This window comes from Streptomyces sp. ICC1, assembly GCF_003287935.1.
In the GTDB taxonomy this organism is placed as follows: domain Bacteria; phylum Actinomycetota; class Actinomycetes; order Streptomycetales; family Streptomycetaceae; genus Streptomyces; species Streptomyces tritrimontium.
Genome location: NZ_CP030287.1, coordinates 7,615,025 through 7,636,950, shown reverse-complemented (window position 1 = coordinate 7,636,950; position 21,926 = coordinate 7,615,025). Strand labels below are relative to the sequence as shown.

Below are 21,926 nucleotides of genomic sequence, written 5' to 3'. Positions count from 1 at the left end.
ACAAATCAGTGGCGATCGGCAGGTTCCACCAGGCCATTGGTCATGAGGGGGGCCCGGCGCCTGTGGACAGACAGGCGGGCGCCGGGCCCCTCTCGGTGACGTCAGAGCGTCGGGTACAGCGGGAACTTCGCGGCGAGCGCCGAGACGCGCGCCTTCAGGTCGTCCGCGTCGTAGGCGGGCTTCAGCGCCTGCGCGATGATCTCGGCGACCTCGGTGAAGGCCTCGGCGTCGAAACCGCGGGTGGCCAGGGCCGGCGTGCCGATCCGCAGACCCGAGGTGACCATCGGCGGCCGCGGGTCGTTCGGGATGGCGTTGCGGTTGACCGTGATGCCGACCTCGTGGAGGCGGTCCTCGGCCTGCTGGCCGTCCAGCTCGGAGTTGCGCAGGTCGACCAGGACCAGGTGCACGTCGGTGCCGCCGGTGAGGACGTCCACGCCCACGGCCTTGACGTCGTCCTGGACCAGGCGGGCGGCGAGGATCTTCGCGCCCTCGAGGGTGCGCTCCTGGCGCTCCTTGAACTCGGGCGAGGCCGCGACCAGGAAGGAGACCGCCTTGGCCGCGATCACGTGCTCCAGCGGGCCGCCCTGCTGACCCGGGAAGACCGCGGAGTTGATCTTCTTGGCCAGCTCCTGCGTCGACAGGATGACACCGCCGCGCGGACCGCCGAGGGTCTTGTGCGTGGTGGTGGTCACGACGTGGGCGTGCGGCACCGGGTTCGGGTGCAGACCCGCGGCGACCAGGCCGGCGAAGTGTGCCATGTCGACCATCAGGTACGCGCCGACCTCGTCCGCGATGCGGCGGAAGGCGGCGAAGTCCAGCTGGCGCGGGTAGGCGGACCAGCCCGCGACGATCAGCTGCGGCTTGGACTCCTTGGCGAGGCGCTCGACCTCGGCCATGTCGACCTCGCCGGTCTCGTCGACGTGGTACGGGACCACGTTGTAGAGCTTGCCGGAGAAGTTGATCTTCATGCCGTGGGTCAGGTGACCGCCGTGGGCCAGGTTCAGGCCCATGATCGTGTCGCCCGGCTTGATCAGCGCGAACATCGCGGCCGCGTTGGCCTGCGCGCCCGAGTGGGGCTGCACGTTCGCGGCCTCGGCGCCGAACAGCGCCTTGATGCGGTCGATCGCGATCTGCTCGACGACGTCGACGTGCTCGCAGCCGCCGTAGTAGCGGCGGCCCGGGTAGCCCTCCGCGTACTTGTTGGTCAGGACCGAGCCCTGGGCCTCCATGACGGCGACCGGGGCGAAGTTCTCCGACGCGATCATTTCCAGGGTCGACTGCTGGCGCACGAGTTCCGCGTCGACGGCGGCGGCGACGGCCGGGTCGAGCTCGTGGAGCGGGGTGTTCAGTACGGACATCTTCGATCCCCTGGGGTCAGTTGCCGGAGGTGAGCTTGGCGTACTCGTCGACGGAGAGCAGGTCGTCCTGCTCGCCCGTGACGCGCACCTTGAAGAGCCAGCCACCTTCGAACGGGGCGGAGTTCACCAGGGACGGGTCGTCCACGACGTCCTGGTTGAACTCGACGACCTCGCCGGTGACGGGGGAGTACAGGTCGCTGACCGACTTGGTCGACTCCAGCTCGCCGCAGGTCTCGCCCGCGGTCACCGTGTCACCGACCTCGGGGAGCTGGGCGTAGACGACGTCACCGAGCGCGTTGGCCGCGAACTCCGTGATGCCGACCGTCGAGACGCCGTCCTCGGCGACCGACAGCCACTCGTGCTCCTTGCTGTAACGCAGCTGCTGGGGGTTGCTCATGACCTGATTCTCCTGGATGCGGGGGAGTGGATACGAACGGTGGTCTCGCGTACCGAGACGGGGCGCGGGGGAGTGGCCGTGCGGGAGGTCCGGGCGGACCGGGGGCCTCCGTGCACAGCGGAAAGGATTACTTCTGCCGCTTGTAGAACGGCAGAGCCACGACCTCGTACGCCTCATGCGTACCGCGAATGTCCACGCCGACGCCGGAGGTGCCGGGCGCGGCGTGCGCCGCGTCGACATAGGCCATCGCGATCGGCTTGCCCAGCGTCGGGGACGGGGCGCCCGAGGTGACCTCGCCGACGACCTGGCCGTCGAAGGTCACGGAGAAGCCGGCGCGCGGGACGCGGCGGCCCTCGGCGATCAGGCCGACGAGCTTGCGCGGCGGGTTGGTGGCGGCGCGCTCGGCGGCGGCCTCGAGGGCGGCGCGGCCCACGAAGTCGCCCTCCTTCTCGAACTTCACGACCCGGCCCAGACCCGCGTCGAACGGGGTGAGGGCGGTGGTGAGCTCGTGCCCGTACAGCGGCATGCCCGCTTCCAGGCGCAGCGTGTCGCGGCAGGACAGGCCGGCCGGGACCAGGCCGACGCCCTCGCCCGCCTTGGTCAGCGCCTGCCACAGCTCCACGGCGTGCTCGGGGGCGACGAACAGCTCGAAGCCGTCCTCACCGGTGTAGCCCGTACGTGCGATCAGCGCGGGCACCCCGGCGACCGTGCCGGGCAGACCGGCGTAGTACTTCAGCCCGTCCAGGTCGGCGTCGGTGAGGGAGGCGAGGATGCCCGGGGACTCCGGACCCTGCACCGCGAGCAGTGCGTACGCCTCGCGGTCGTCGCGGACCTCGGCGTCGAAGCCGGCGGCGCGCTCGGTGATCGCGTCGAGGACGACCTGGGCGTTGGAGGCGTTCGCGACGACCATGAACTCGTCCTCGCCCAGGCGGTAGACGATCAGGTCGTCCAGGATCCCGCCGTCCTCCTGGCAGATGTGCGTGTACCGGGCGCGGCCGACGCCGACGGTGGAGATGTTGCCGACCAGGGCGTGGTCCAGAACCTTGACGGCCTCGGGGCCGGTCAGGGTGATCTCGCCCATGTGGGACAGGTCGAACAGGCCGGCCTTGGTGCGCACGGCGTTGTGCTCGTCGCGCTCGCTGCCGTACCGCAGGGGCATGTCCCAGCCCGCGAAGTCGGTCATGGTCGCACCGAGGGAACGGTGCAGCGCATCGAGGGCGGTCAGGCGGGGGGCAGTGCTCATGGGTGTGGCTCCCGGGTCCCAGGGCATGACATGACGAGGAGGAGTTCCTCCCCATCTGTCATCGGAACCTGAGAGGTTCGCCGAGAGTTCCCCGCTTCCAGGGGAAGGTCTTCGACTTGCACCTTGGGTGGAGCCGTCGCCGACACCCTCACGGGCGGTGGCGCGGCTCGCTTTTCAGATCTGCCTCATCCACGCGGTACGGGGCCTGAGAGATTCAAGGGAGGTACTTGCTCCTTCGGCGCCCGGGCACCGCCTCGCGGCGTGCCGGGACTCTCCCGCGCGGATTCAAGCGGCCGGTATGCAGTTGGTGTCCAGATGGCGCACATCATTGCACGCCGTGCGGCCGAATGGGGGAGGGGGTCCCGAAGCGGAGCGGAACCGGAGGTCCCGGATTACCGTCTCTTTACACTCAGGGGGAAGGGTCCCGGTGACCCGATGCGGGGGAGGCGATCACTGTGCGGAGATTCGGAGTACTGACGACGACGAGCACGGCCGCGGGGGCGGCCGCGGGGGCCGTGTCCGCGGTGCCGTCGCAGCGCGGCGCCACGAGGGCGCCGGCGCAGGCGGCGGCGCCCGTGCGCGACGTGCGCGGGGCCGCGAGTCCGGGGCGGCTGTACTTCGCCGAGGGGGACATCGTGGTGGTGTCCGGACTGCCCGGCGGCGGCAAGAGCACCCTGATCAAGCGGGCCGCGGAGGGCGGCGGCATCGACTCCCAGGACGCGCGCGAGCGCTGGGAGCGCCGGATGCCGGCCGCCCTGCCGTACGCCGTGTACCGCCCGGCGGTCCGGATCGCGCACTACTGGGGGCTGTGGCGGGTGCTGCGCTCCGGGGCCTCGGCCGTCGTCCACGACTGCGGTACGCAGAGCTGGGTCCGGGCCCTGCTCGCCCGGGCCGCCCGGCGGCGCGGCCGCGCACTGCACCTGGTGCTGCTCGACACCACCCCCGAGGAGGCCCGGGCCGGGCAGGCGGCGCGGGGCCGGGGGGTGTCGGCGTACGCCTTCGCCCGGCACCGCGGCGCGGTGGCCCGGCTGCTGCGCGAGGCCGAGGCGGGCCGGCCGCCGGCCGGCTGCGCGTCGGTGACCCTGCTGGACCGGCCGGCGGCCTCACGGCTGACGGTGATCGGCTTCCGCTAGTGCTGTGACCGGAAGGGTTCACCGGGGCGCGGCGCCCGGCACGGCACCTCGCCGCGTTGTCGGACCACACCGGTACGTCCAGTACGAGGCGTGGTCCTCCGTCCGGGGGCCCCTCCCGGCGGTAGCTGGGGGAGATGCACCGCACCGGACACCGCCCCCGAGGGCGCCGTCCCCGGATGGAAGGGCTGGGGCGCCGTGTGCGCCGTCGCACTCGGGATCTTCTGCCTGATCACCTCCGAACTGCTGCCGGTGGGCCTGCTCACGCCCGTCGGCGCCGATCTCGGCGTGTCTGACGGCGTCGCCGGGCTGATGGTCACCGTGCCCGGCCTGGTCGCCGGGTTCTGCGCGCCGCTCGTCACCGTCGGCGCCGGCCGGCTCGACCGGCGGTTCGTACTGGTCGGGCTGATCGCGCTGATGGCCGTCGCGAACCTGGTCGCCGCCCTCGCCCCGGGCTTCGCGGTGCTCCTGGCGGCCCGGCTGCTCGTCGGGGTCAGCGTCGGCGGCTTCTGGGCCATAGCCGGCGGGCTCGCCGTCCGCCTCGTGCCCGAACGCCACGTCGGCCGGGCCACCGCGCTCGTCTTCGGCGGAGTGCCCACCGCCTCGGTGCTCGGCGTCCCCGCCGGGACCCTGCTCGGCGAACTCGGCGGCTGGCGCTTCGCCTTCGCCGCGGTCGGCGGACTCGGAGTCCTCACGCTGGCCGCCCTGCTCCTGCTGCTGCCCCCGCTGCCGCCGACCCGCCAGATCACCTTCGCCCAACTCCCCGCCCTGCTGCGGAGCAACCGCGGGGTCCGGGCCGGAGTGGCCGTCACCTTCCTGGTGGTGACCGGGCAGTTCGCCGCGTACACGTTCGTACGGCCGATCCTGCAGGACGTGTCGGGCGTGGACGCCGGCTACGTGAGCACCCTCCTCCTGGGGTACGGGCTCGCGGGCGTGGCCGGCAACTTCCTGGCGGGCTCGCGCGACGCCCACCGCACGCTGCTCGCGGTCGGGGTCTGTCTCGCCGTGATCCTCGCGCTGATCGCGACCGTGCCCGGAGCGGTCGCGGGCTCGGTGCTGCTGCTCGCCTGGGGGCTGGTGTACGGAGGGGTGTCCGTGAGCTGCCAGAGCTGGATGATCAAGGCCGCGCCGGACGACGCGGAGGCCGCGTCCTCGCTGATGGTCGCGATGTTCAACCTGGCCATCGCCGCCGGCGCGCTGTCCGGCGGCCTCGCGGTCGACGGGATCTCCGTGCCCGCCGCACCGCTGACCGGAGCGGTGCTGATGGCCCTGGCGGCCGGCACCGTGTGGGCCACCTCCACGTCGCGACGTGCCACCGGTGGCCCGTCGGCCAGGAGTTGACCGTCCGCTATCCGGACGACCGGCCGGTCAGTGTCGCAGGACGACCGGCCCCGGTGGGAGGGTTTGGCCGAAGTCGTCATGTACACATAGGGCGGATGGGGTGCATCGGACATCAGGCTTGACCTGGGGCATCCCCGGGGGAAAGAGTGCGCCGGGCGAGTACCACCGCCCGGACCGGCGTCCCCGTCGCCCGAGCGGCAAGCGCCACCGTACGAGCCGCACTTCGGAGATATCCCCCATGCCCCAATCCGTCCGCTCTTCGCCCGCCTCGGCCGCGTTCGGCGGTTCCCTCGCCGCCGCCCTGGGCGTGCTCGCGGCAGCTCCCCCCACCTCCGCCGCCCCGGCGGCGGACGCCGCCACCCGCACCGGCGCGCTCGGTGGGGCCGGCCGCCACGGGGAGTTCGACGGCAGCCGCGGCGGCACCCTCTCCGGGACCTCCGAGGCCCGGCGCGGCACGGCGGCCAAGGGCCCCTCGCCCATCGACTTCGCCTCGGAGTACGGCTGGGCGAAGGCCGGGACCACCAGCTGCCTTCCCGGCACCCCGGGCGCCTCCGGCACGGGCGGATCGGGCGCCGGGCTCGCACTGACCGGCGCCGGCACGGCGGTGCCGCCGGCGATCGGCGGCGCAGCCGTACCGGCCGCCGGCGCCGGCGCCGGAATGGTCCTGGTCGCCCGGCGGCGCAGGGCCTGACCGGCCGGGTACGGGGGCCGACACCGCACCGCCGCGCCGGCCCCCGTACCCGCCGGGAGACAACCGTGACCCCTGACCCCGATGAGAGTGGGATCGTGCCCGACGACGATCGCTTGCTCGTACGCCCCTACGTGCCCGGCTCGGACCTGCCGTCCGGGCCGGCGTACCCCGCCTGGCCCGATGAGTCCGGCCGGATCTCCGTACCGACCCGCTTCGGGCCGTCCGTCGCCGTTCCCGAGCCGCCGCTCGTGCCCGCGCCGGAGCCGGCGTCCGTGCTCCCGGGCGCGGCGTCCGACTCCGACCGGCACGGCAGCCGGCTCCCGTTCGTCGGACTCGCCCTGCTCGCACTCGGCGCGGCGGGTGTCCTCGCGCTCGTCCTGCTCGGCCCCGACGAGGAGCCGCCGCGCGCCGTGGCCCCGCCCGGACTGTCCGTGCCGGTGCTCCCGGCGCGCAGCCCGGGGGCGGGGGAGGAGCCTTCGCCGCCCGCGGAGTCCGCACCGCCCGCCCTGCCCGCGGCCACCTCCGCGACGGCCCCGCCCGCCGCGGGCCCGCCGACGGCCAAGAGCCCGGACCCGAAGCCGCCGGGTCCCACGGGCGCGCAGCCGCCGGAGGGGGCCGGGACCCTGAGTCCGGGGGACCGCGGTGCCGAGGTGCGCGCCCTGCAGGAACGGCTCTACGCGCAGGGGTTCACGTACGTCTCGCTCACCGGGGTCTACGACGACCAGACCCGCCGCGGCGTCACCCAGCTCCAGCAGAACCGGAGCATCAAGGGCGACCCGCTGGGCGTCTACGGCCCGGCCACGCGTGCGGTGTTCCCGACCGGCGGCTGAGCGGCCCCGACCTCCCTGGGGCCCGGGTGTCGGCCGGTGCGCTCAGGCGGACTGCCACAGCTCGATCCGGTTGCCCTCGGGATCGGTGACCCAGCCGAACCGGCCGACACCGTCCATGTCCTGCGTCTCCTCGGCCACGTCCGCCCCCTTGGCGCGCAGCTGCGCGAGCATCGCGTCGAGGTCGCGGACCCGGAAGTTGAGCATGGTCTGCTGGGCGCGGGACCCGAAGTAGTCGGTGTCGGACTCGAACGCCGCGAACACCGTCAGCCCGGCTTCCTGGCGCCAGAGCCCGTGCTCGTCGGCGTCCAGGCCCAGGCAGTCGCGGTACCACGCGCTCAGGGCCACCGGGTCGGAGGCCCGCATGAAGTGTCCGCCGATTCCCAGCACACGTTCCATGCGGCCATCCTGCCAGCCCGCCCCCGAGCGCGGCCCGCGGACACACTCCCGCGGACACACTCCCGCGGACCCGCGACCCGGTGGACCTTTCCGGTCACAGCACTAGCGGCCGCCGGCGACGCGCAGGATCGTTCCGGTCGTGTACGCGGCGTCCGGGGAGAGCAGCCAGGCGATGGCCGCGGCGACCTCCGCGGGGCGGCCGGCCCGGCCGAGCGGGATCTCGGCGGCCGCGAGCGCCGGTCGGTCCGGGTCGCCCATGGCGGCGTGCATGTCGGTCTCGATGATGCCGGGAGCCACGGCGTTGACCCGGATGCCGTCCGGGCCGAGTTCCTTGGCCAGCCCCAGGGTCAGGGTGTCGGTGGCGGCCTTGGTCGCGGCGTAGTGGACGTAGCGGCCGGGGCTGCCCAGGGTGGCGGCCGCGGAGGAGACGTTGACGATGGCCCCGCCGCCGGACCCGGCCATGTCCCGGGCGGCCCGACGGCAGCAGAGCAGGTACCCGAAGAGGTTCACGTCCAGCACGCGGCGCAGGTCCTCGGTGCTGGTGTCGGCCAGCCGGCCCGGGGTGCCGGTCACGCCCGCGTTGTTGACGAGGCCGGTCACCGCGCCGAACTCGGCCCCGGCGATGTCGAAGAGCCGCTCGACCCCGCAGTCCTCGGAGGTGTCGCCGCGCACGGTCACGCACCGGCCGCCGGCCGCGCGCACGCGGTCGGCCGTGGCCTTGGCGGCGGTTTCGTCGCGGAGGTAGCCGAGCACGATGTCGTGCCCGTCGTCGGCGAGCCGGACGCAGGTGGCGGCTCCGATGCCGCGGCTGCCCCCGGTGACGACGGTGACCGGACGATGTGACATGTGGACCTCCTGTGTGAGCGGTACCCGTGCCGTGCCCACGAGGCCGTCGAACAGGGGGACGGCCGGCGCAGGCTAACACCGCGATAAGCGCTGGACCAGTGGAAATGGCAGGTCGCAGAGTGGCGGCCGAGACCTGACGCCGTCACATACGAGGAGCACCGCCATGTCGACCCTGCGGGTCACCGCCGAAGAGCTCGCCGTCCATCCGCACCCGAACGCCGACGCCTTGGAGCTCGCCCAAGTGGGCCTCTACCGGGCCGTCGTCGCCAAGGGCGCCTACCGCACCGGTGACTTCGCGCTCTACATACCCGAGCAGGCGGTACTACCCGCCGGTCTGATCGCGGAGCTCGGACTCACCGGCCGGCTCGCGGGAGGCGAGGCGAACCGGGTCAAGGCCGTCCGGCTGCGCGGCGAACTGTCGCAGGGCCTGGTCTGCCTGCCGCGCGCGCTCGCCGGCGCGGACCTCGTCCGGGCGGCCGAGGAGGGGACGGACTTCGCCGAGGCGCTCGGCATCACCAAATGGTCCCCGCCCGTCCCGACAACCATGGATGGCGAGGTGGAGGCCGCCACCGAGCTGCTCCCGTGGGTGGACATCGAGAACCTCCAGCGCTACCCGGGCATCTTCGAGCCCGGCGAGCCGGTCGTCCTCACCGAGAAACTGCACGGCACCGCCTGCCTGTTGACGTACGTGGCCGAGGGCGACGGGCGGGTCCTGGTCTCCTCCAAGGGGTTCGGTTCCAAGGGGCTGGCGCTCCGGGAGGACGGACGCAACCTGTACTGGCGGGCGGTACGGGGCCACGACGTGCCCGCGGCCGCCGCCCGGCTGGCGGAGCGGCTCGGGGCGAGCCGGGTCGGGATCTTCGCCGAGGTGTTCGGGAGGGGGGTCCAGGACCTGCCGTACGGGACGGACGTACGGACGGCCGAGGCGCCCCCGGGGTACGCCGTCTTCGACGTCTCGGCCGAGATCGACGGACAAGTGCGCTGGCTGGACCCGGCGCAGGTCTTCGCGGACGGTGAACTGCCTCTGGTTCCAAGGCTGTTCGAAGGACCTTATGGCCTGGACACGGTTCTGGAGTGGGCGAGCGGGCGGGAGACCGTGTCCGGTCGGGGCCTGCACCTGCGCGAGGGCGTCGTCATCCGGCCCGCGGCCGAGCGCCACAGCCCGGTGGTCGGCGGACGGGCCATCGCGAAGGCGGTCAGCCCCGCGTACCTGACGCGCAAGGGCGGCACGGAGTACGAGTGAGCGCGCGGGCCCCGCGCTCCCGCGCTCCCCGCACGGGGCCGGGACCGTGGTGGCGGCAGGCCGCTCCGCCGGTGCCCGGGTCCGGGTGAACGGCTGCGAGGCCGATGCGGGTCGGTGCACGGCCGGAGTCGACGGCGAGCCGCGCGCGGTGTTCGGCTCCCGGGCGGTCCGGGCGGTTCCCGCATCCGCGTGGCATGCGGCCAACCACCACCGCGGGGCCCGGGCAGCCGGCGAGGCGTGGCGCGAACAGCAGGGGCGGGCAGGCGCCGTAGGCGTGGTCGCTCCGGCCGTGGTGCTCCCGGCACCAGGACGGGCCCCCAGGCCGGGACGGTCAGCAGGCGCGCGTCGCGGCGCCGATCCGCTCGCCGAGCCCGTCACCGCGGCGTGACGGCTGCGCACATCCCGGCAGTACGGGCGTGCGCCCGCCGGTGACGTCGACGGGCACGACACGGCGCGGTGCGCCCCCGGGCCGGCGAGCGGGCGGAGTTGCGGACCGCGTGGGTTCCAGGACGACCGCGGTCGCCCGGCCCGCCACCCGGTCCGCCGGCTCCTCTCCGCTGCGCCGCCGCGACCCGGCACAGCTCGGCGAGCGCCCGAACGTCGGCCGGTCCTCGGGCGCGGTGTGCGTCGTCACGGCTCCCCGCCCCCGGTGCAGGGTGGCCGCCCTCGGCGCCGCACGGGTCCGGCCGGGGTCGGCAGGAGTTCTTCCACCACCGGCCCCCGGGGGGTGGGCGCCGTCGGCCGCTTCGTGCGCCGCCTCGGAGCCCGTGCAGCCCCCGCACAGCCGTCTTGACCTGCATGGATACCCCCCCCTCGTCTTGATGGGAACGGGCCGTAGGGGCCGGGGCGGGGCGTTGCAGCGGCGCGGATCTGGGCGTCTCCTACGATGGCGGCACCGACGAAGGAGCACCGTGGACACCAGAGCGCCGATTCCGGACCGGAGGTCCGGACCTCACGCGCTGACCGGGGAAGGGATCGCGGCCCTGCTGGCCCGCTACGAGTTCGGTGACGCCTGCCTCCGTCGCGTCGTCCTCGATCAGGAGTACGGTCCGCGAGCGACGAGGGGCCGGGTCGCCAGGCTCGTCATCGACGCCCGGGTCGTCGGCGAGGGCCTTCGGTGGGAACCGGTGTCCCTGGACCTGCTCGACGTGCGGCGCTTCCGTATCGACGAGAGCGACGGGTTCTCCTGGGTGCTCTACGACCCACCGCAATTCACCCGCTTCGACGGGCTGTTGCAGGTGGACCTGTGCGCCGAACGCTTCGGGAGCCTGTGCCCGGAGAACGCCGAAGAAGTCTTCGAGGGCTCGCACCTGGTCTTCGCGGCGACCGGTGGCACCTGGAGTGCCCTGCATCCGTGGGAGCGGTGAGGCCGTACCGCGGCCGCCTGCCGGTGCCGGCGTCGGTACCGGCGTCGCCGTAGGGCGGGGTGACCTGCCCGCCGCGGCCACGTGGGTGGTGGGCGTGGTGGAACGGCCCGCCGCATGGCTCTGGCCGGGCCGGTCGGGCCCGGACGGAACGCGGCGACGGCCCCGTGCCCGGGAGTGGTGGGGATGCCGCAGCGCTCACGACGGGCCGCCTGGGCCGTCTCTTTCGGATCTTGCCGGGCCCGCGGCGCCTGGCACCGCGCCTGGTCGCGTTGTCGGGGCGCCCGAGTACGTCCAGTACACGCAGCGCCCCTCCGCCTTGCCAGGCACGGCACCAGACGCCGCGGGCTCGGCCGACAAGATCCAAAAGAGACGGCCTGGTGCTGTGGCCGGGAAGGTTTGCCGGGTCGCGGTGTTCGGTGCCGTGCATTTCCCCCAGCTACCGCTGGGAGGGGCCCCCGGGCGGAGGGCCGCGGCTCGTACTGGACGTACCGGTGTGGTCCGACAACGCGGCGAGGTGCCGTGCCGGGCGCCGCGACCCGGTGGACCTTTCCGGTTACAGCACTGGACCGGAGCGGGCCGGTCCGGGGCCGGGTTTCGGCCTTGGGCGGGAACGGCGCCGGTTCGCGGGCGGCGAGGCGTGGTCGCGGGCCGCACGGACCGCCACCCCGGCCTGGCGGTCTGGCGCCCTGCCCGCGGTGCCGGTGTGCCGCCCGTGCACCGACGCCGCATCCTCGGCCTCCTCACCTGGCCAGAGGGCAGGCCAACGACAGGTGCGCACCCCACCCGGCCCTTCCGGCTGCGCCGCCCGGTCGGAGCCGGGTGTCGGCGGCGTGATTCCGGGTGCGCGAGAGGCGCATTGCCGGGGTGCGGGCCTTCCGGCCGGGCGGATGGCGCACGCGGCCGTTGACAGTCGATCCGGTGCGCCGGGAGCATGCGGGAGAGCGCTCTCCGAGCGATGGGGATGGATGGTGTGCAAGGGGTGGACATGCACGACGGTGACGTGGAACGACTGGCGGACAAACTGGATCCCGCCCAGCGGGTGCGGCTGCTCAGCGGAGCCGACGTCTGGCGGACCCATCCCGAACCGGACATCGGGCTGCGGGAGATGGTCTTCTCGGACGGTCCGGGCGGTGTGCGCGGGCCCGGTTGGGACGAGGCGTCCACCTCGGCCCTGCTGCCCTCGCCCACGGCGCTGGGGGCGCTCTGGGACGAGGAGAGGGTCCGCCGGCTCGGCGAGCTGCTCGGTGACGAGGCCCGCCGCAAGGGCGTCCACGTCCTCCTCGCGCCCACGCTCAACCTGCACCGCAGCCCGCTCGCCGGCCGCCACTTCGAGTGCTTCGCCGAAGACCCGCTGCTCGCCGGCCGTACGGGCGCGGCCCTCATCCGCGGCATCCAGTCGCGAGGAGTGGCCGCGGCGGCGAAGCACTACGTCGCCAACGACTCGGAGACGCAGCGGCTGACCCTCGACGTCCGGCTCGGGGAGCGCGTGCTGCGCGAGTTGTACCTCGCGCCCTTCGAGGCGGCCGTCCGGGCCGGGGTCTGGCTCGTCATGTCGGCGTACAACAAGGTCAACGGCACCACCATGAGCGAGAGTTCCCTGCTCGCCGAACCCCTGAAGGGGGAGTGGGGGTTCGACGGGGTGGTCGTCTCCGACTGGGGCGGCATTCGTTCCACCGAGGCCTCGGCCCTCGCCGCGCAGGACCTGGCGATGCCCGGCCCCCACGGCCCGTGGGGCGAGCCGCTGCTGGAGGCCTTGGCCTCCGGCCGGGTCCCGGCCGAGGCGGTGCAGGACAAGGTCCGCAGGCTGCTGCGCCTCGCGGACCGCGTCGGCGCCCTCGACGCCCGCCCCTCGGACCCGGCGGCCCGGCCCGAGGCCCCGGTGGGCGGGCCCCAGGGTCCGGTGGGCAAGCCCCGGGACCCGGTGGGCCGGTCCGCGGATCCTGCGGCTCTGGCCCCCAGGCCTGGTCCCGGGGGCTCGGAGTGGGGTAGAAGCGCCAGGGCCCCGCCTCCGGCGGACGTCGAAGCCCCCGCTCCGGCGGAGCCGGGCTCCGGCCCGGCCGCCGCCGCGCGCCCGCCCCGCCGTACCCGCTCCGCGTCCGACGGCTCGGCGAGCCAGGCCGCCGAACCCGCGCCGGAGGCGGCGAAGCGGTCCGGGCCCCGGAGCACGGACGCGCCCTGGCACGACCCGAAGCCCGCCTTCGACGAGCCGCCGGCCGACACCGCCGTCGCCGCCGACCCGGCCGACACCGCCGGGCCCGGCGAGAAGGCCGGCTCCGCCGACCCCGTCGGCCCCGTCGAGACCGACGGCGACCCGACCACAGACCCCACCGGAGGCACCGCGTGAACGACGTCCTCGACGTCGCCCTGCGGCTGATCGTCGTCTTCGCCGTCTTCCTCGTGCTCCCGCTCGTCATCGGGCAGACCGAGCACAAGGTGATGGCCCACATGCAGGGCCGCCTCGGCCCCATGTACGCCGGCGGCTTCCACGGCTGGGCCCAGCTCGTCGCCGACGGGGTCAAGTTCGCGCAGAAGGAAGACATCGTCCCGGCCAACGCCGACCGCCGCGTCTTCCAGCTCGCCCCCGCCGTCGCCCTCCTCCCGTACCTCCTGGTCCTCATCGCCATCCCCATCGGCCCGGGCAAGGGCGCGGTCGGCCAGGTCATCGACGCCGGAATCTTCTACGTGCTCGCCGTCATGGGCATCGGAGTGCTCGGCTCGCTCATGGCCGGCTGGGCCTCCGCCAACAAGTTCTCCATGCTCGGAGGCCTCCGCACCGCCGCGCAGCTGCTCGCCTACGAGCTCCCCATGCTGCTCGCGGCGGCCTCGGTCGCCATGGCCGCCGGGACCGTCTCCCTCCCCGGCATCGTCGGCGCCTTCGAGTGGTGGTGGCTGCCCTGGCAGATCGTCGGCGGGCTCGTCTTCTTCACCGCCGGCCTCGCCGAACTCCAGCGGCCCCCCTTCGACATGCCCGTCGCCGACTCCGAGATCATCTTCGGCGCGTACACGGAGTACACCGGCCTGCGCTTCGCGCTGTTCCTGCTCGCCGAGTACGCGGGCATCGTCGTCCTCTGCGCCCTCACCACCGTCCTCTTCCTGGGCGGCTGGCACGGCCCCTTCGGCGGCGACGACTTCGGCTGGGCCTGGACCCTGATCAAGATCGCCGCGCTCGCCTTCGTGGTGATCTGGCTCCGCGTGTCCTACCCCCGACTGCGCGAGGACCAGCTGCAGAAGCTGGCCTGGACCGTGCTCATCCCGCTCGCGCTCGCCCAGATCGCGCTCACCGGCATCGTGAAGGTGGCGATCCAGTAAATGCCCCCCATCCCCGGATCCGGTCTCGCCAAGGGCCTGGCCGTGACGCTGCGCACGATGACGAAGCGCTCGCACACCGCCCAGTACCCCGACGTGCAGCCCGAACTCCCGCCGCGCTCGCGCGGGGTCATCGGCCTGTTCGAGGAGAACTGCACGGTCTGCATGCTGTGCGCGCGCGAGTGCCCCGACTGGTGCATCTACATCGACTCCCACAAGGAGACGGTGCCGGCCGCCGCCCCCGGCGGGCGTGAGCGCAGCCGCAACGTCCTCGACCGCTTCGCCATCGACTTCTCCCTCTGCATGTACTGCGGCATCTGCATCGAGGTGTGCCCCTTCGACGCGCTCTTCTGGTCGCCGGAGTTCGAGTACGCCGAGACCGACATCCACGAGCTCACCCACGAGCGCGACAAGCTGCGCGAGTGGATGTGGACCGTCCCGGCCCCGCCCGCCCTGGACCCGGCCGCCGAGGAGCCCAAGGAACTCGCCGCCGCCCGCAAGGCCGTGGAGAAGGCGGAGGCCGCCGCAGCCACGGCGGCCGCGGCTGCCGCCGCCGAAGCGGAGGCCGAGCAGACCCCCGACACCCCGGCCCAGGACCCGGACACGGCCCCGGCCCAGGACCCGGAAGGAGACGCGTGATCACCGCAGCCGCCCAAGGCAACGGCTTCCTCTCCCCGACCGGCGTCGAGATCGCCTTCGTCCTCGTCGGCCTCGCCACCCTCGGCGCGGCCGCCGTCACGGTCACCACCAAGCAGCTCGTGCACGCCGCCCTGTGGCTGGTCGTCGCGCTCGGCGGGATCGCCGTCGAGTACCTGCTGCTGACCGCGGAGTTCATCGCCTGGGTCCAGGTGCTGATCTACCTCGGTTCCGTGGTCGTCCTCCTCCTCTTCGGGCTGATGCTCACCAAGGCGCCCATCGGCCGCTCGCCCGACGCCGACTCGGGCAACCGCCCCGTCGCCCTCGGCGTCGCCCTCGTCGCGGCCGCCGCACTCGTCTGGGTGGTCGTCGACGCCTTCCGCACCACCTGGATCGACCTCGACGGGCCCGCCCAGGGATCCACCGAGGCCACCGGCGCGTTCCTCTTCCGGCACTGGGTGCTGCCGTTCGAGGCGCTCTCCGTCCTCCTCCTCGCGGCCCTGATCGGCGCCATCGTGCTGTCCCGCAAGGACGCCCCGACCACCGGCGCGCCCGCGCCCGCCGCGGACGAGAAGGGGCAGAGCTGATGCACCTCGCCTACCCCGCCGTGCTGGCGGCGCTCCTCTTCTGCACGGGCCTGTACGGAGTGCTAGCCCGCCGCAACGCCATCCTGGTCCTGATGTCCGTCGAGCTGATGCTCAACGCCGTCAACCTCAACCTGGTGGCCTTCGACGTCTGGCTGCGCGACACCCTGCACGCCGGCCAGGCCCTCACCCTCTTCACCATCGCCATCGCCGCCGCCGAGATCGGCATCGGCCTCGCGATCGTGCTGATGGTGTACCGCAACCGGGGCACCTCGGACGTCGACCGACTGCGCGACACCGCCGAGGGCCACGAGCCGGACGGCGCGAACAGCGCGACTGGAGCCGCCGCGTGAGCACCCCGACCCTCGCCGTACTCGTCCCCCTCCTGCCCTTCCTGGGCGCGCTGGCGGGCCTGCTGCTCGGCCGCACCGCCCCCGGCTTCGTCAGGCCGCTCGCCATCCTGCCGACACTGGGCGCGGCCGTACTGGCCGTGCTGGTCGCCTTCCGCCAAGGCGGCGGCAAGGCGATCGACACGGCGACCGAGCTGACCCCGACCGGCTCGGTGCCGATCGAGCTCTCGCTCCACCTGGACGGCTTCGCCGTGCTGGTGGCCGTGCTGGTCGGCCTCGTCGCCACCTGCGTACAGGTCTACTCGACGGCCTACCTGCGCGATGACCCGCGCTACCCGTCCTACGCCGGCCTGGTCTCACTGTTCACCTCCGCCATGCTGCTCGTCGTCTACTCCGGCGACCTGATGGTGCTGCTGGTGGGCTGGGAAGTCATGGGCATCTGCTCCTACTTCCTGGTCGGGCACTACTGGGAGACCGCGGCGGCCCGCTCCGCCTCCCTGAAGGCCTTCCTCGTCACCAAGCTCGGTGACGTCCCCTTCCTGATCGGCCTGTTCGCGCTCGCCACCGACGCCGGCTCCTTCCGGATCACGAAGATCCTGGGCACCGTCGCCGCCGGCGGCCTCGACCACCCGACGCTGATCGCGCTGCTCCTGCTGGCCGGAGTCGCCGGCAAGTCCGCGCAGTTCCCGCTGCACACCTGGCTTCCGGACGCCATGGCGGGCCCCACCCCGGTCTCCGCGCTGATCCACGCCGCGACGATGGTCGCCGCCGGCGTCTACTTCGTCGCCCGGCTCCTCCCGGTCTTCGCGGCCTCGCGGGCCGCACTGGTGGTCATGGCCGTCATGGCGGCCGTCACGATGGTCGGCTCCGCCCTCGCCGCCCTGGCCCAGGACGACATCAAGCGGGTGCTGGCCTACTCCACGATCGGCCAGCTCGGCTACATGACCGGGGCCCTGGCCGTCGGCGACCGCTCGGCCGCCGTCTTCCACCTCCTGTCCCACGGCGCCTTCAAGGCGCTCCTGTTCCTCGGCGCCGGCGTGATCATCCACGCCGCCGGCACGAACTCCCTCTCCGCCATGTCCCGCATGCGGGGCCTGTCGGGCCGCATCCCCGACGTCTTCTGGACGATGACGATCGCGCTGCTCGCGCTCGCCGCCATCCCGCCCTTCGCCGGCTTCTTCTCCAAGGAAGCCGTCCTCGTCGCCGCCGAGCACACCGCCGGCGGCCACTCGGAGTTCGCCCCGAGCGCGGCCGGCTGGCTCGTCCTCGTCGCCGGCGTGCTCACCGCCCTGCTCACCGCCGCCTACGCCACCCGGCTGTGGCTGATGGCCTTCCGCGGCCGGGGCGCGGCCGCCCCCGACCACGGCAAGGAGCCCGTGGCCATGACCGGCGTGCTGTGGCTGCTGGCGATCCCGTCCGTCGGCTTCGGACTGCTGGCCGGCCCGCTCGCCGACTTCTTCGACGGCCGAGAGCTCACCCCCTCGCTGACGACCTCGGTCCTCGGCACGGGCGCCGCCGTCGTCGGCGGCGTCCTCACCTACGCCCTGTGGCAGCGCGCCGAGGCCAAGGCCGTCCTGGCCCCCGCCGGAGCCACCGCCACCCGCGCCGAGGTGTCCCAGGCGGTCGCCGCCGCCGCCGAATCCGCCGCCGAGACCCCCGAGGTCGGCGAACTCACCCACGACCACCCCGCCGTCCCGGTCGGCCCCGCCGCCGATCCCGGCCGCGCGCTGCTCGGCCCGCTGCACCGGCACGCCGCCGCCGGCTTCCACCTCGACGCCGTCTACGACCGCCTCTTCGTCCGCCCCGTCCGAGCCGCCGCAGGCCTCGTACGCTTCCTCGACCGCGAGGTGGTGGACTCCTACGTCCGTGGCGCGGGCCTCGCACCCCGGCTGCTCGGAGGCCTCGTACGCCGTGCCCAGACCGGCAACGTGCAGAGCTACCTGAGCGCCCTGCTCGCCGGCGCCGTGGTCCTGGCGATCGCCACCGCCGTCCTCGCCAACGTCAACGCCGGATCGTGAGCCGTGAGTCAGCCGTGATTGATATCAGCCCGTCCGTGATGCAGTTCCTTCTGGCGTTCATCGTGGCCGCACCGCTCCTCGGCGCGGCCGCGGCCCTCCTGCCCGCCCCGCCCGGACTGAAGGGCAAGAGCCCCGAACAAGCCGTACTGCGCCACGGCGTGACCGTCACCGGCGTCATCCTCGCCGCGGCGATCGCCCTCGCCGCGGGCTTCGACCACGACGCCCCGTCCCGCTTCCAGGCGACGACGGACATCAGCTGGATCCAGGCGCTGAACGTCCGCATCCACCTCGGCATCGACGGCATCTCGCTCCCCCTCCTCCTGATGACCGCACTGCTGTTCTTCCTGTGCGCGCTCTACAGCTACTTCAAGCTCCCCGCGGGCCCCTCCGCGAAGGGCTTCGTCGCCCTGCTCCTGGTCCTGGAGTCCGGCACCCTCGCCACCTTCGCCGTCCTCGACCTGCTGCTGTTCTTCCTCGCCTTCGAGATGGTCCTCATCCCGATGTACTTCCTCATCGCCCGCTGGGGCGGCGCCCAGCGTCAGGCCGCGGCCTGGAAGTTCATCCTCTACACGCTCCTCGGCTCCGTCGTCATGCTGCTCGGTCTGCTCCTGATCGGCCTGAAAAGCGGCACTTTCGACATGGTGGCACTCGCCTCTGACAACGGCCGCGGACTGTCCCGCACCACCCAGATCCTGGCCGTCCTCGCCATCGGCATCGGCCTCGCCGTGAAGACCCCGATGTGGCCGCTGCACAGCTGGCTGCCCGACGCCCACACCGCCGCCCCCACCGTCGGCTCCGTCCTCCTCGCGGGCGTGCTGCTGAAGATGGGCACGTACGGGTTCGTGCGCATCCTGCTGCCCGTCACCCCCGACGGCATGGCCACCTTCGCCCCGTACCTCGGCGCCTTCGCCGCCGTCGGCATCGTCTACGGCTCCCTGGCCTGCCTCGCGCTCGCCCGCAAGGGCGGCAAGGGCGACCTCAAGCGCCTGATCGCCTACTCCTCCGTGGGCCACATGGGCTTCGTCCTCCTCGGCATCGCCTCGATGACCCCGACGGGCGTCAACGGCGCGCTCTTCGCCAACATCGCCCACGGCCTGATCACCGGCCTGCTCTTCTTCCTGGTCGGCGCCCTCAAGGACCGCTACGGCACCGCCGACCTCGACACCCTCGCCGGAGCCACCGGCGCGGCCCTCTACGGCCGCGCCCCCCGCTTCGGCGCGCTCCTGGCCTTCGCCGCCGTCGCCTCCCTGGGCCTGCCCGGCCTGGCCGGCTTCTGGGGCGAGATGCTGGCCCTCTTCGGCGCGTTCGACCCCGCCGAAGGCCTGTCGCGGCCCGCGTTCCTCACCTACACGGCCGTCGGCGCGTTCGGCACCCTGCTCACCGCCGCCTATCTTCTGATCGTCGTACGGCGGGTGTGCATGGGCGATCCGAAGACGGCGGCCGGCGAGAGCGCCGCCCCGGCGGCCCTCACGGACATCCAGCACTACGAGTTCGCCGCCTGGACCCCGCTCGCCGCCCTCACCGTCCTCGCCGGCCTGTGGCCCGCGGTCCTCCTCGGCCTCACCGACCCGGCCGTCCAGAAGCTCCTCGCGGGAGGGAACTCATGACGGTCCTTCACTCCATCACCAGCGCCGCCACCGCCGCGGCGGACGCCCCCAGCCTCGTCCAGTCCGTCGACTGGCTCGCCATCGCGCCCGTCGTCGTCACCGCCGCCGTCGCCCTGGCCGTCCTGGTCGCGGACCTCTTCGTGCCCGAGGGGCGCAAGCCGCTGCTCGGCTGGATCTCCGTGGCCGGACTGGCCGCCGCGACCGCCACCCTGCTCCCGCTGCGCGCCGGCGACCGGGCCACCTTCTGCCTCACGGGCGAGGGCACCGGAATCGGCATCGGCGCGGGCACGGGCATCGCCGACCCCGGCGCGTGCAGCTACGCCGCCGACCACTTCGCGCTCGTCGTCCAGTTCCTCGTACTGGGCGGCGCCCTGGTCACCGCCCTGCTGTCGGTCACCACCGTCCGCGAGGCACGCATGCCGGCCGGCGAGTACTGGTTCCTGCTGCTCTCCTCCGCGGCCGGCGCCGCCCTGCTGCCCGCCTCCCGGGACCTCGCGACCCTGATCGTCGCCCTCGAAGTCGCCTCGCTGCCCGCCTTCGCCCTCGTCGGCATGCGCCGCGGCGACCGGCTCTCCTCCGAGGCCGCCCTCAAGTTCTTCCTGTCCTCCGTCACCGCCACCGCCGTGTCGCTGATGGGCGTCAGCTTCGTCTACGCCGCCACCGGCTCCCTGCACCTCGCGCGGATCGCCGAGGGGCTCGAGCACGTCCCCGGGCAGCTCGACACCCTCGCCATGGCCGGCGTCGCGCTCACCCTCGTCGGCTTCGCCTTCAAGACGGCCGCCGTCCCCTTCCACTTCTGGGTCCCCGACACTTACGTCGGCGCGCCCCTGCCCGTCGCCGGATACCTGTCGGTCATCGGCAAGGCGGTCGGCTTCACCGGCCTCATCCTCGTCACGGTGATCGCGTTCCCCGCGTACTCCGACGTCTGGGGCCCCGCCCTCGCCGTCCTCGCCGCGCTCACCATGACGCTCGGCAACGCCGCTGCCCTGCGGCAGTCCGCCGACCGCCCGAACGGCGCCGTACGGCTGCTCGCCTGGTCCTCGGTGGGCCAGGCCGGCTACCTGCTGGTCCCGATCGCCGCCGCCGCGTACGCCGGCCGCGACCAGATCGGCTCCACCGTCGCCTACGCCCTCATGTACGCCGCGGTGAACCTCGGCGCCTTCTCCGTGGCCGCCCTGGTGGCCCGCAAGAAGCCGCTGCACCGGCTCGCCGACTACCGGGGGCTGTACGCCGAGCGCCCGATCGCCGCCCTCGCGCTGGCCTTCTTCCTGCTCTGCCTGGCCGGTCTGCCGCCGGGCATCATCGGGCTCTTCGCGAAGGTCACCGTCTTCCGGTCGGCGGTCGACGCCGGGCTCGGCTGGCTCGCCGTGGTCATGGCGGTCAACGTCGTCGTCGCCCTGTACTACTACCTGCGCTGGACGGCCCTGCTCTTCCGCACCCCCGAGGGGGACGCCGGGGCAGAGGGCGCGGAGGAGGGCGCGGAGACCCGTACGAAGGCCCCCTGGCCGGTCACCGCGGCCATCGTGCTCACCGCCGGTACCGCCCTGGTCCTCTCGGGCGCCCCGCAGCTGGTCCTGCGCTTCGCCACGGGCAGCCTGTTCCCGCTGTAGGCCGTACGCGCACCCTGCGCCCCGCCCCCCGGCGCCCCCCCCGGGAAGGTTCTTCCGGGGCCCGGCCCCGGCGCCCCGGGGCGTCGCCGCGTGGATTGTGGGGGGGTCCTCGGAGGGCGGCGGGGGCGAGTCCCCGGTCAGCATGGAGTACGAGATGGCCCCGAAGGCGTACCGGTCCGCGCCCGGGGTCCGCTTGCCGTCGAAGACCTCCGGCGCCGCGTAGCCCGGGGAGAACCAGACCTCCGCGGTCTGGTGGTCGGCGGTCAGCTTGCTGAGGCCGAAGTCCACCAGCGTGGCCTGCCCGTGGGCGTCGACCATGACGTTGCCCGGCGACAGGTCGCCGTGGATCACCTGGCGCATCCCGACCCCGCCCACCGAGGCCAGCAGGAACTCCGCGATCCCGCCCGTCCAGCCGGCGCTCGCCCCGACCGCCGCCGCCAGCGCGACCTTGTACGCGGTGATCGCGGTGGCGTCGTTGACCAGGGACTCGCCCTGCAGGATGGTCGTGATCCGGTTCGGCAGCCCGAGCTTGCGCGCGATGGCCGTCGCCGCGACCGCGTCGGGCGGCGCGACGACCGCGCCCAGCACCAGCGCCACCGGCAGCGAGAGCCCCGGCACCACCAGGTAGGCCGCGTACCCGACGGCGAGCGTCGCGAAGAGCACGTAGCCCACCGACAGCAGCGCCACGGGCCGCAGGTTGGCCCGCAGGTCCAGGTACGAGCTGTCCACGGCGGCCGTGTACAGCAGCGGCGGGAGCAGCAGGGGCAGCACGACGTGCGGGTCGAGGCCGTACTCGGGCACGCCCGGCACGTACGCCGCGACCAGCCCGACGGCCACCAGCAGCAGTGGCGCGGGCACCGGGGTGCGGCGGGCCGCGCCCGCGACGACCGCACAGCCGGCGACGAGCGCCACCAGCGGCAATACCTCCATCGAAGATCACCCTCGCCTGATTCGAATCGCCCTCGCGCGCCCG

General features: G+C 73.6%; 18 protein-coding genes, 2 pseudogenes and 1 riboswitch. Of the genes and pseudogenes, 14 read left to right on the top strand and 6 right to left on the bottom strand.

All coding sequences use genetic code 11. The features are described from left to right. Positions 1–101 precede the first annotated feature (101 nt). The 3 genes from glyA to gcvT form a co-directional block, all read right to left on the bottom strand. Complete coding sequence (gene glyA, locus DRB96_RS35665) at positions 102–1,358, bottom strand: serine hydroxymethyltransferase (RefSeq protein WP_112452144.1); 1,257 nt, start codon at positions 1,356–1,358, stop codon at positions 102–104. Between the two features lie 16 nt (positions 1,359–1,374). Beyond that, a complete protein-coding gene (gcvH, locus tag DRB96_RS35660; protein ID WP_112452143.1) occupies positions 1,375–1,755 on the bottom strand; it encodes a glycine cleavage system protein GcvH in 381 nt (126 codons plus the stop codon). 127 nt (positions 1,756–1,882) lie between these two features. After that, entirely contained in the window at positions 1,883–2,998 is a 1,116-nt protein-coding gene (gcvT, locus tag DRB96_RS35655) for a glycine cleavage system aminomethyltransferase GcvT (protein ID WP_112452142.1), read from the bottom strand. A gap of 184 nt (positions 2,999–3,182) precedes the next feature. Next, positions 3,183–3,286: riboswitch (glycine riboswitch) on the bottom strand. A gap of 227 nt (positions 3,287–3,513) precedes the next feature. Between gcvT and DRB96_RS35650 the strand changes: the two genes are divergently transcribed. The 4 genes from DRB96_RS35650 (at position 3,514) to DRB96_RS35635 (ending at position 6,990) form a co-directional block, all read left to right on the top strand. After that, a complete protein-coding gene (locus tag DRB96_RS35650; protein WP_112452141.1) occupies positions 3,514–4,131 on the top strand; it encodes an AAA family ATPase in 618 nt (205 codons plus the stop codon). Positions 4,132–4,326: 195 nt separating this feature from the next. Then, positions 4,327–5,469 carry an MFS transporter gene (locus DRB96_RS35645; RefSeq protein ID WP_112452140.1) on the top strand — a complete coding sequence of 381 codons (1,143 nt, stop codon included), beginning with the start codon at positions 4,327–4,329 and terminating at the stop codon, positions 5,467–5,469. 238 nt (positions 5,470–5,707) lie between these two features. Next, positions 5,708–6,160: a hypothetical protein gene (locus tag DRB96_RS35640; protein ID WP_112452139.1), complete on the top strand. Its 453-nt coding sequence runs from the start codon at positions 5,708–5,710 to the stop codon at positions 6,158–6,160. 95 nt (positions 6,161–6,255) lie between these two features. Beyond that, positions 6,256–6,990, top strand: a complete 735-nt coding sequence (locus DRB96_RS35635) for a peptidoglycan-binding domain-containing protein (protein WP_112452138.1) — start codon at positions 6,256–6,258, stop codon at positions 6,988–6,990. A gap of 42 nt (positions 6,991–7,032) precedes the next feature. Here the strand turns inward: DRB96_RS35635 and DRB96_RS35630 are convergent, their stop codons facing one another. Continuing rightward, positions 7,033–7,386 (bottom strand): VOC family protein, encoded by a 354-nt coding sequence (locus tag DRB96_RS35630; protein WP_112452137.1) that lies wholly within the window; start codon positions 7,384–7,386, stop codon positions 7,033–7,035. Positions 7,387–7,488: 102 nt separating this feature from the next. Next, on the bottom strand, positions 7,489–8,232 hold the full coding sequence (locus DRB96_RS35625; RefSeq protein ID WP_112452136.1) for a glucose 1-dehydrogenase: 744 nt from the start codon (positions 8,230–8,232) through the stop codon (positions 7,489–7,491). Between the two features lie 163 nt (positions 8,233–8,395). On the opposite strand from DRB96_RS35625, the gene DRB96_RS35620 reads away from it, so the two are divergent. The 10 genes and pseudogenes from DRB96_RS35620 (at position 8,396) to DRB96_RS35575 (ending at position 20,953) form a co-directional block, all read left to right on the top strand. Further along, positions 8,396–9,475 carry an RNA ligase (ATP) gene (locus DRB96_RS35620; protein WP_112452135.1) on the top strand — a complete coding sequence of 360 codons (1,080 nt, stop codon included), beginning with the start codon at positions 8,396–8,398 and terminating at the stop codon, positions 9,473–9,475. 911 nt (positions 9,476–10,386) lie between these two features. Then, entirely contained in the window at positions 10,387–10,842 is a 456-nt protein-coding gene (locus DRB96_RS35615) for a hypothetical protein (RefSeq protein ID WP_112452134.1), read from the top strand. 985 nt (positions 10,843–11,827) lie between these two features. After that, positions 11,828–12,682: pseudogene (locus DRB96_RS35610) on the top strand (glycoside hydrolase family 3 N-terminal domain-containing protein); the annotation flags it as partial. A 500-nt stretch (positions 12,683–13,182) separates the two neighbouring features. After that, entirely contained in the window at positions 13,183–14,151 is a 969-nt protein-coding gene (locus DRB96_RS35605) for a complex I subunit 1 family protein (protein ID WP_112452133.1), read from the top strand. Beyond that, a complete protein-coding gene (locus tag DRB96_RS35600) occupies positions 14,152–14,787 on the top strand; it encodes an NADH-quinone oxidoreductase subunit I (protein WP_112452132.1) in 636 nt (211 codons plus the stop codon). It begins immediately after the preceding gene. Further along, a complete protein-coding gene (locus DRB96_RS35595) occupies positions 14,784–15,371 on the top strand; it encodes an NADH-quinone oxidoreductase subunit J (protein WP_112452131.1) in 588 nt (195 codons plus the stop codon). Before DRB96_RS35600 ends, DRB96_RS35595 begins: the two co-directional genes overlap by 4 nt. Next, positions 15,371–15,721 carry an NADH-quinone oxidoreductase subunit NuoK gene (gene nuoK, locus DRB96_RS35590; protein WP_112452130.1) on the top strand — a complete coding sequence of 117 codons (351 nt, stop codon included), beginning with the start codon at positions 15,371–15,373 and terminating at the stop codon, positions 15,719–15,721. Before DRB96_RS35595 ends, nuoK begins: the two co-directional genes overlap by 1 nt. Then, positions 15,718–17,736 carry an NADH-quinone oxidoreductase subunit L gene (locus DRB96_RS35585; RefSeq protein WP_112452129.1) on the top strand — a complete coding sequence of 673 codons (2,019 nt, stop codon included), beginning with the start codon at positions 15,718–15,720 and terminating at the stop codon, positions 17,734–17,736. The genes nuoK and DRB96_RS35585 overlap by 4 nt, the downstream gene beginning before the upstream one ends. A gap of 38 nt (positions 17,737–17,774) precedes the next feature. Next, positions 17,775–19,343 carry an NADH-quinone oxidoreductase subunit M gene (locus DRB96_RS35580; RefSeq protein WP_112452128.1) on the top strand — a complete coding sequence of 523 codons (1,569 nt, stop codon included), beginning with the start codon at positions 17,775–17,777 and terminating at the stop codon, positions 19,341–19,343. Beyond that, positions 19,340–20,953 (top strand): NADH-quinone oxidoreductase subunit N, encoded by a 1,614-nt coding sequence (locus tag DRB96_RS35575; RefSeq protein ID WP_112452127.1) that lies wholly within the window; start codon positions 19,340–19,342, stop codon positions 20,951–20,953. Before DRB96_RS35580 ends, DRB96_RS35575 begins: the two co-directional genes overlap by 4 nt. A 357-nt stretch (positions 20,954–21,310) precedes the next feature. On the opposite strand, the pseudogene DRB96_RS35570 reads toward DRB96_RS35575, so the two are convergent. Next, positions 21,311–21,883: pseudogene (locus DRB96_RS35570) on the bottom strand (cation:proton antiporter); the annotation flags it as partial. Positions 21,884–21,926: the final 43 nt, after the last annotated feature.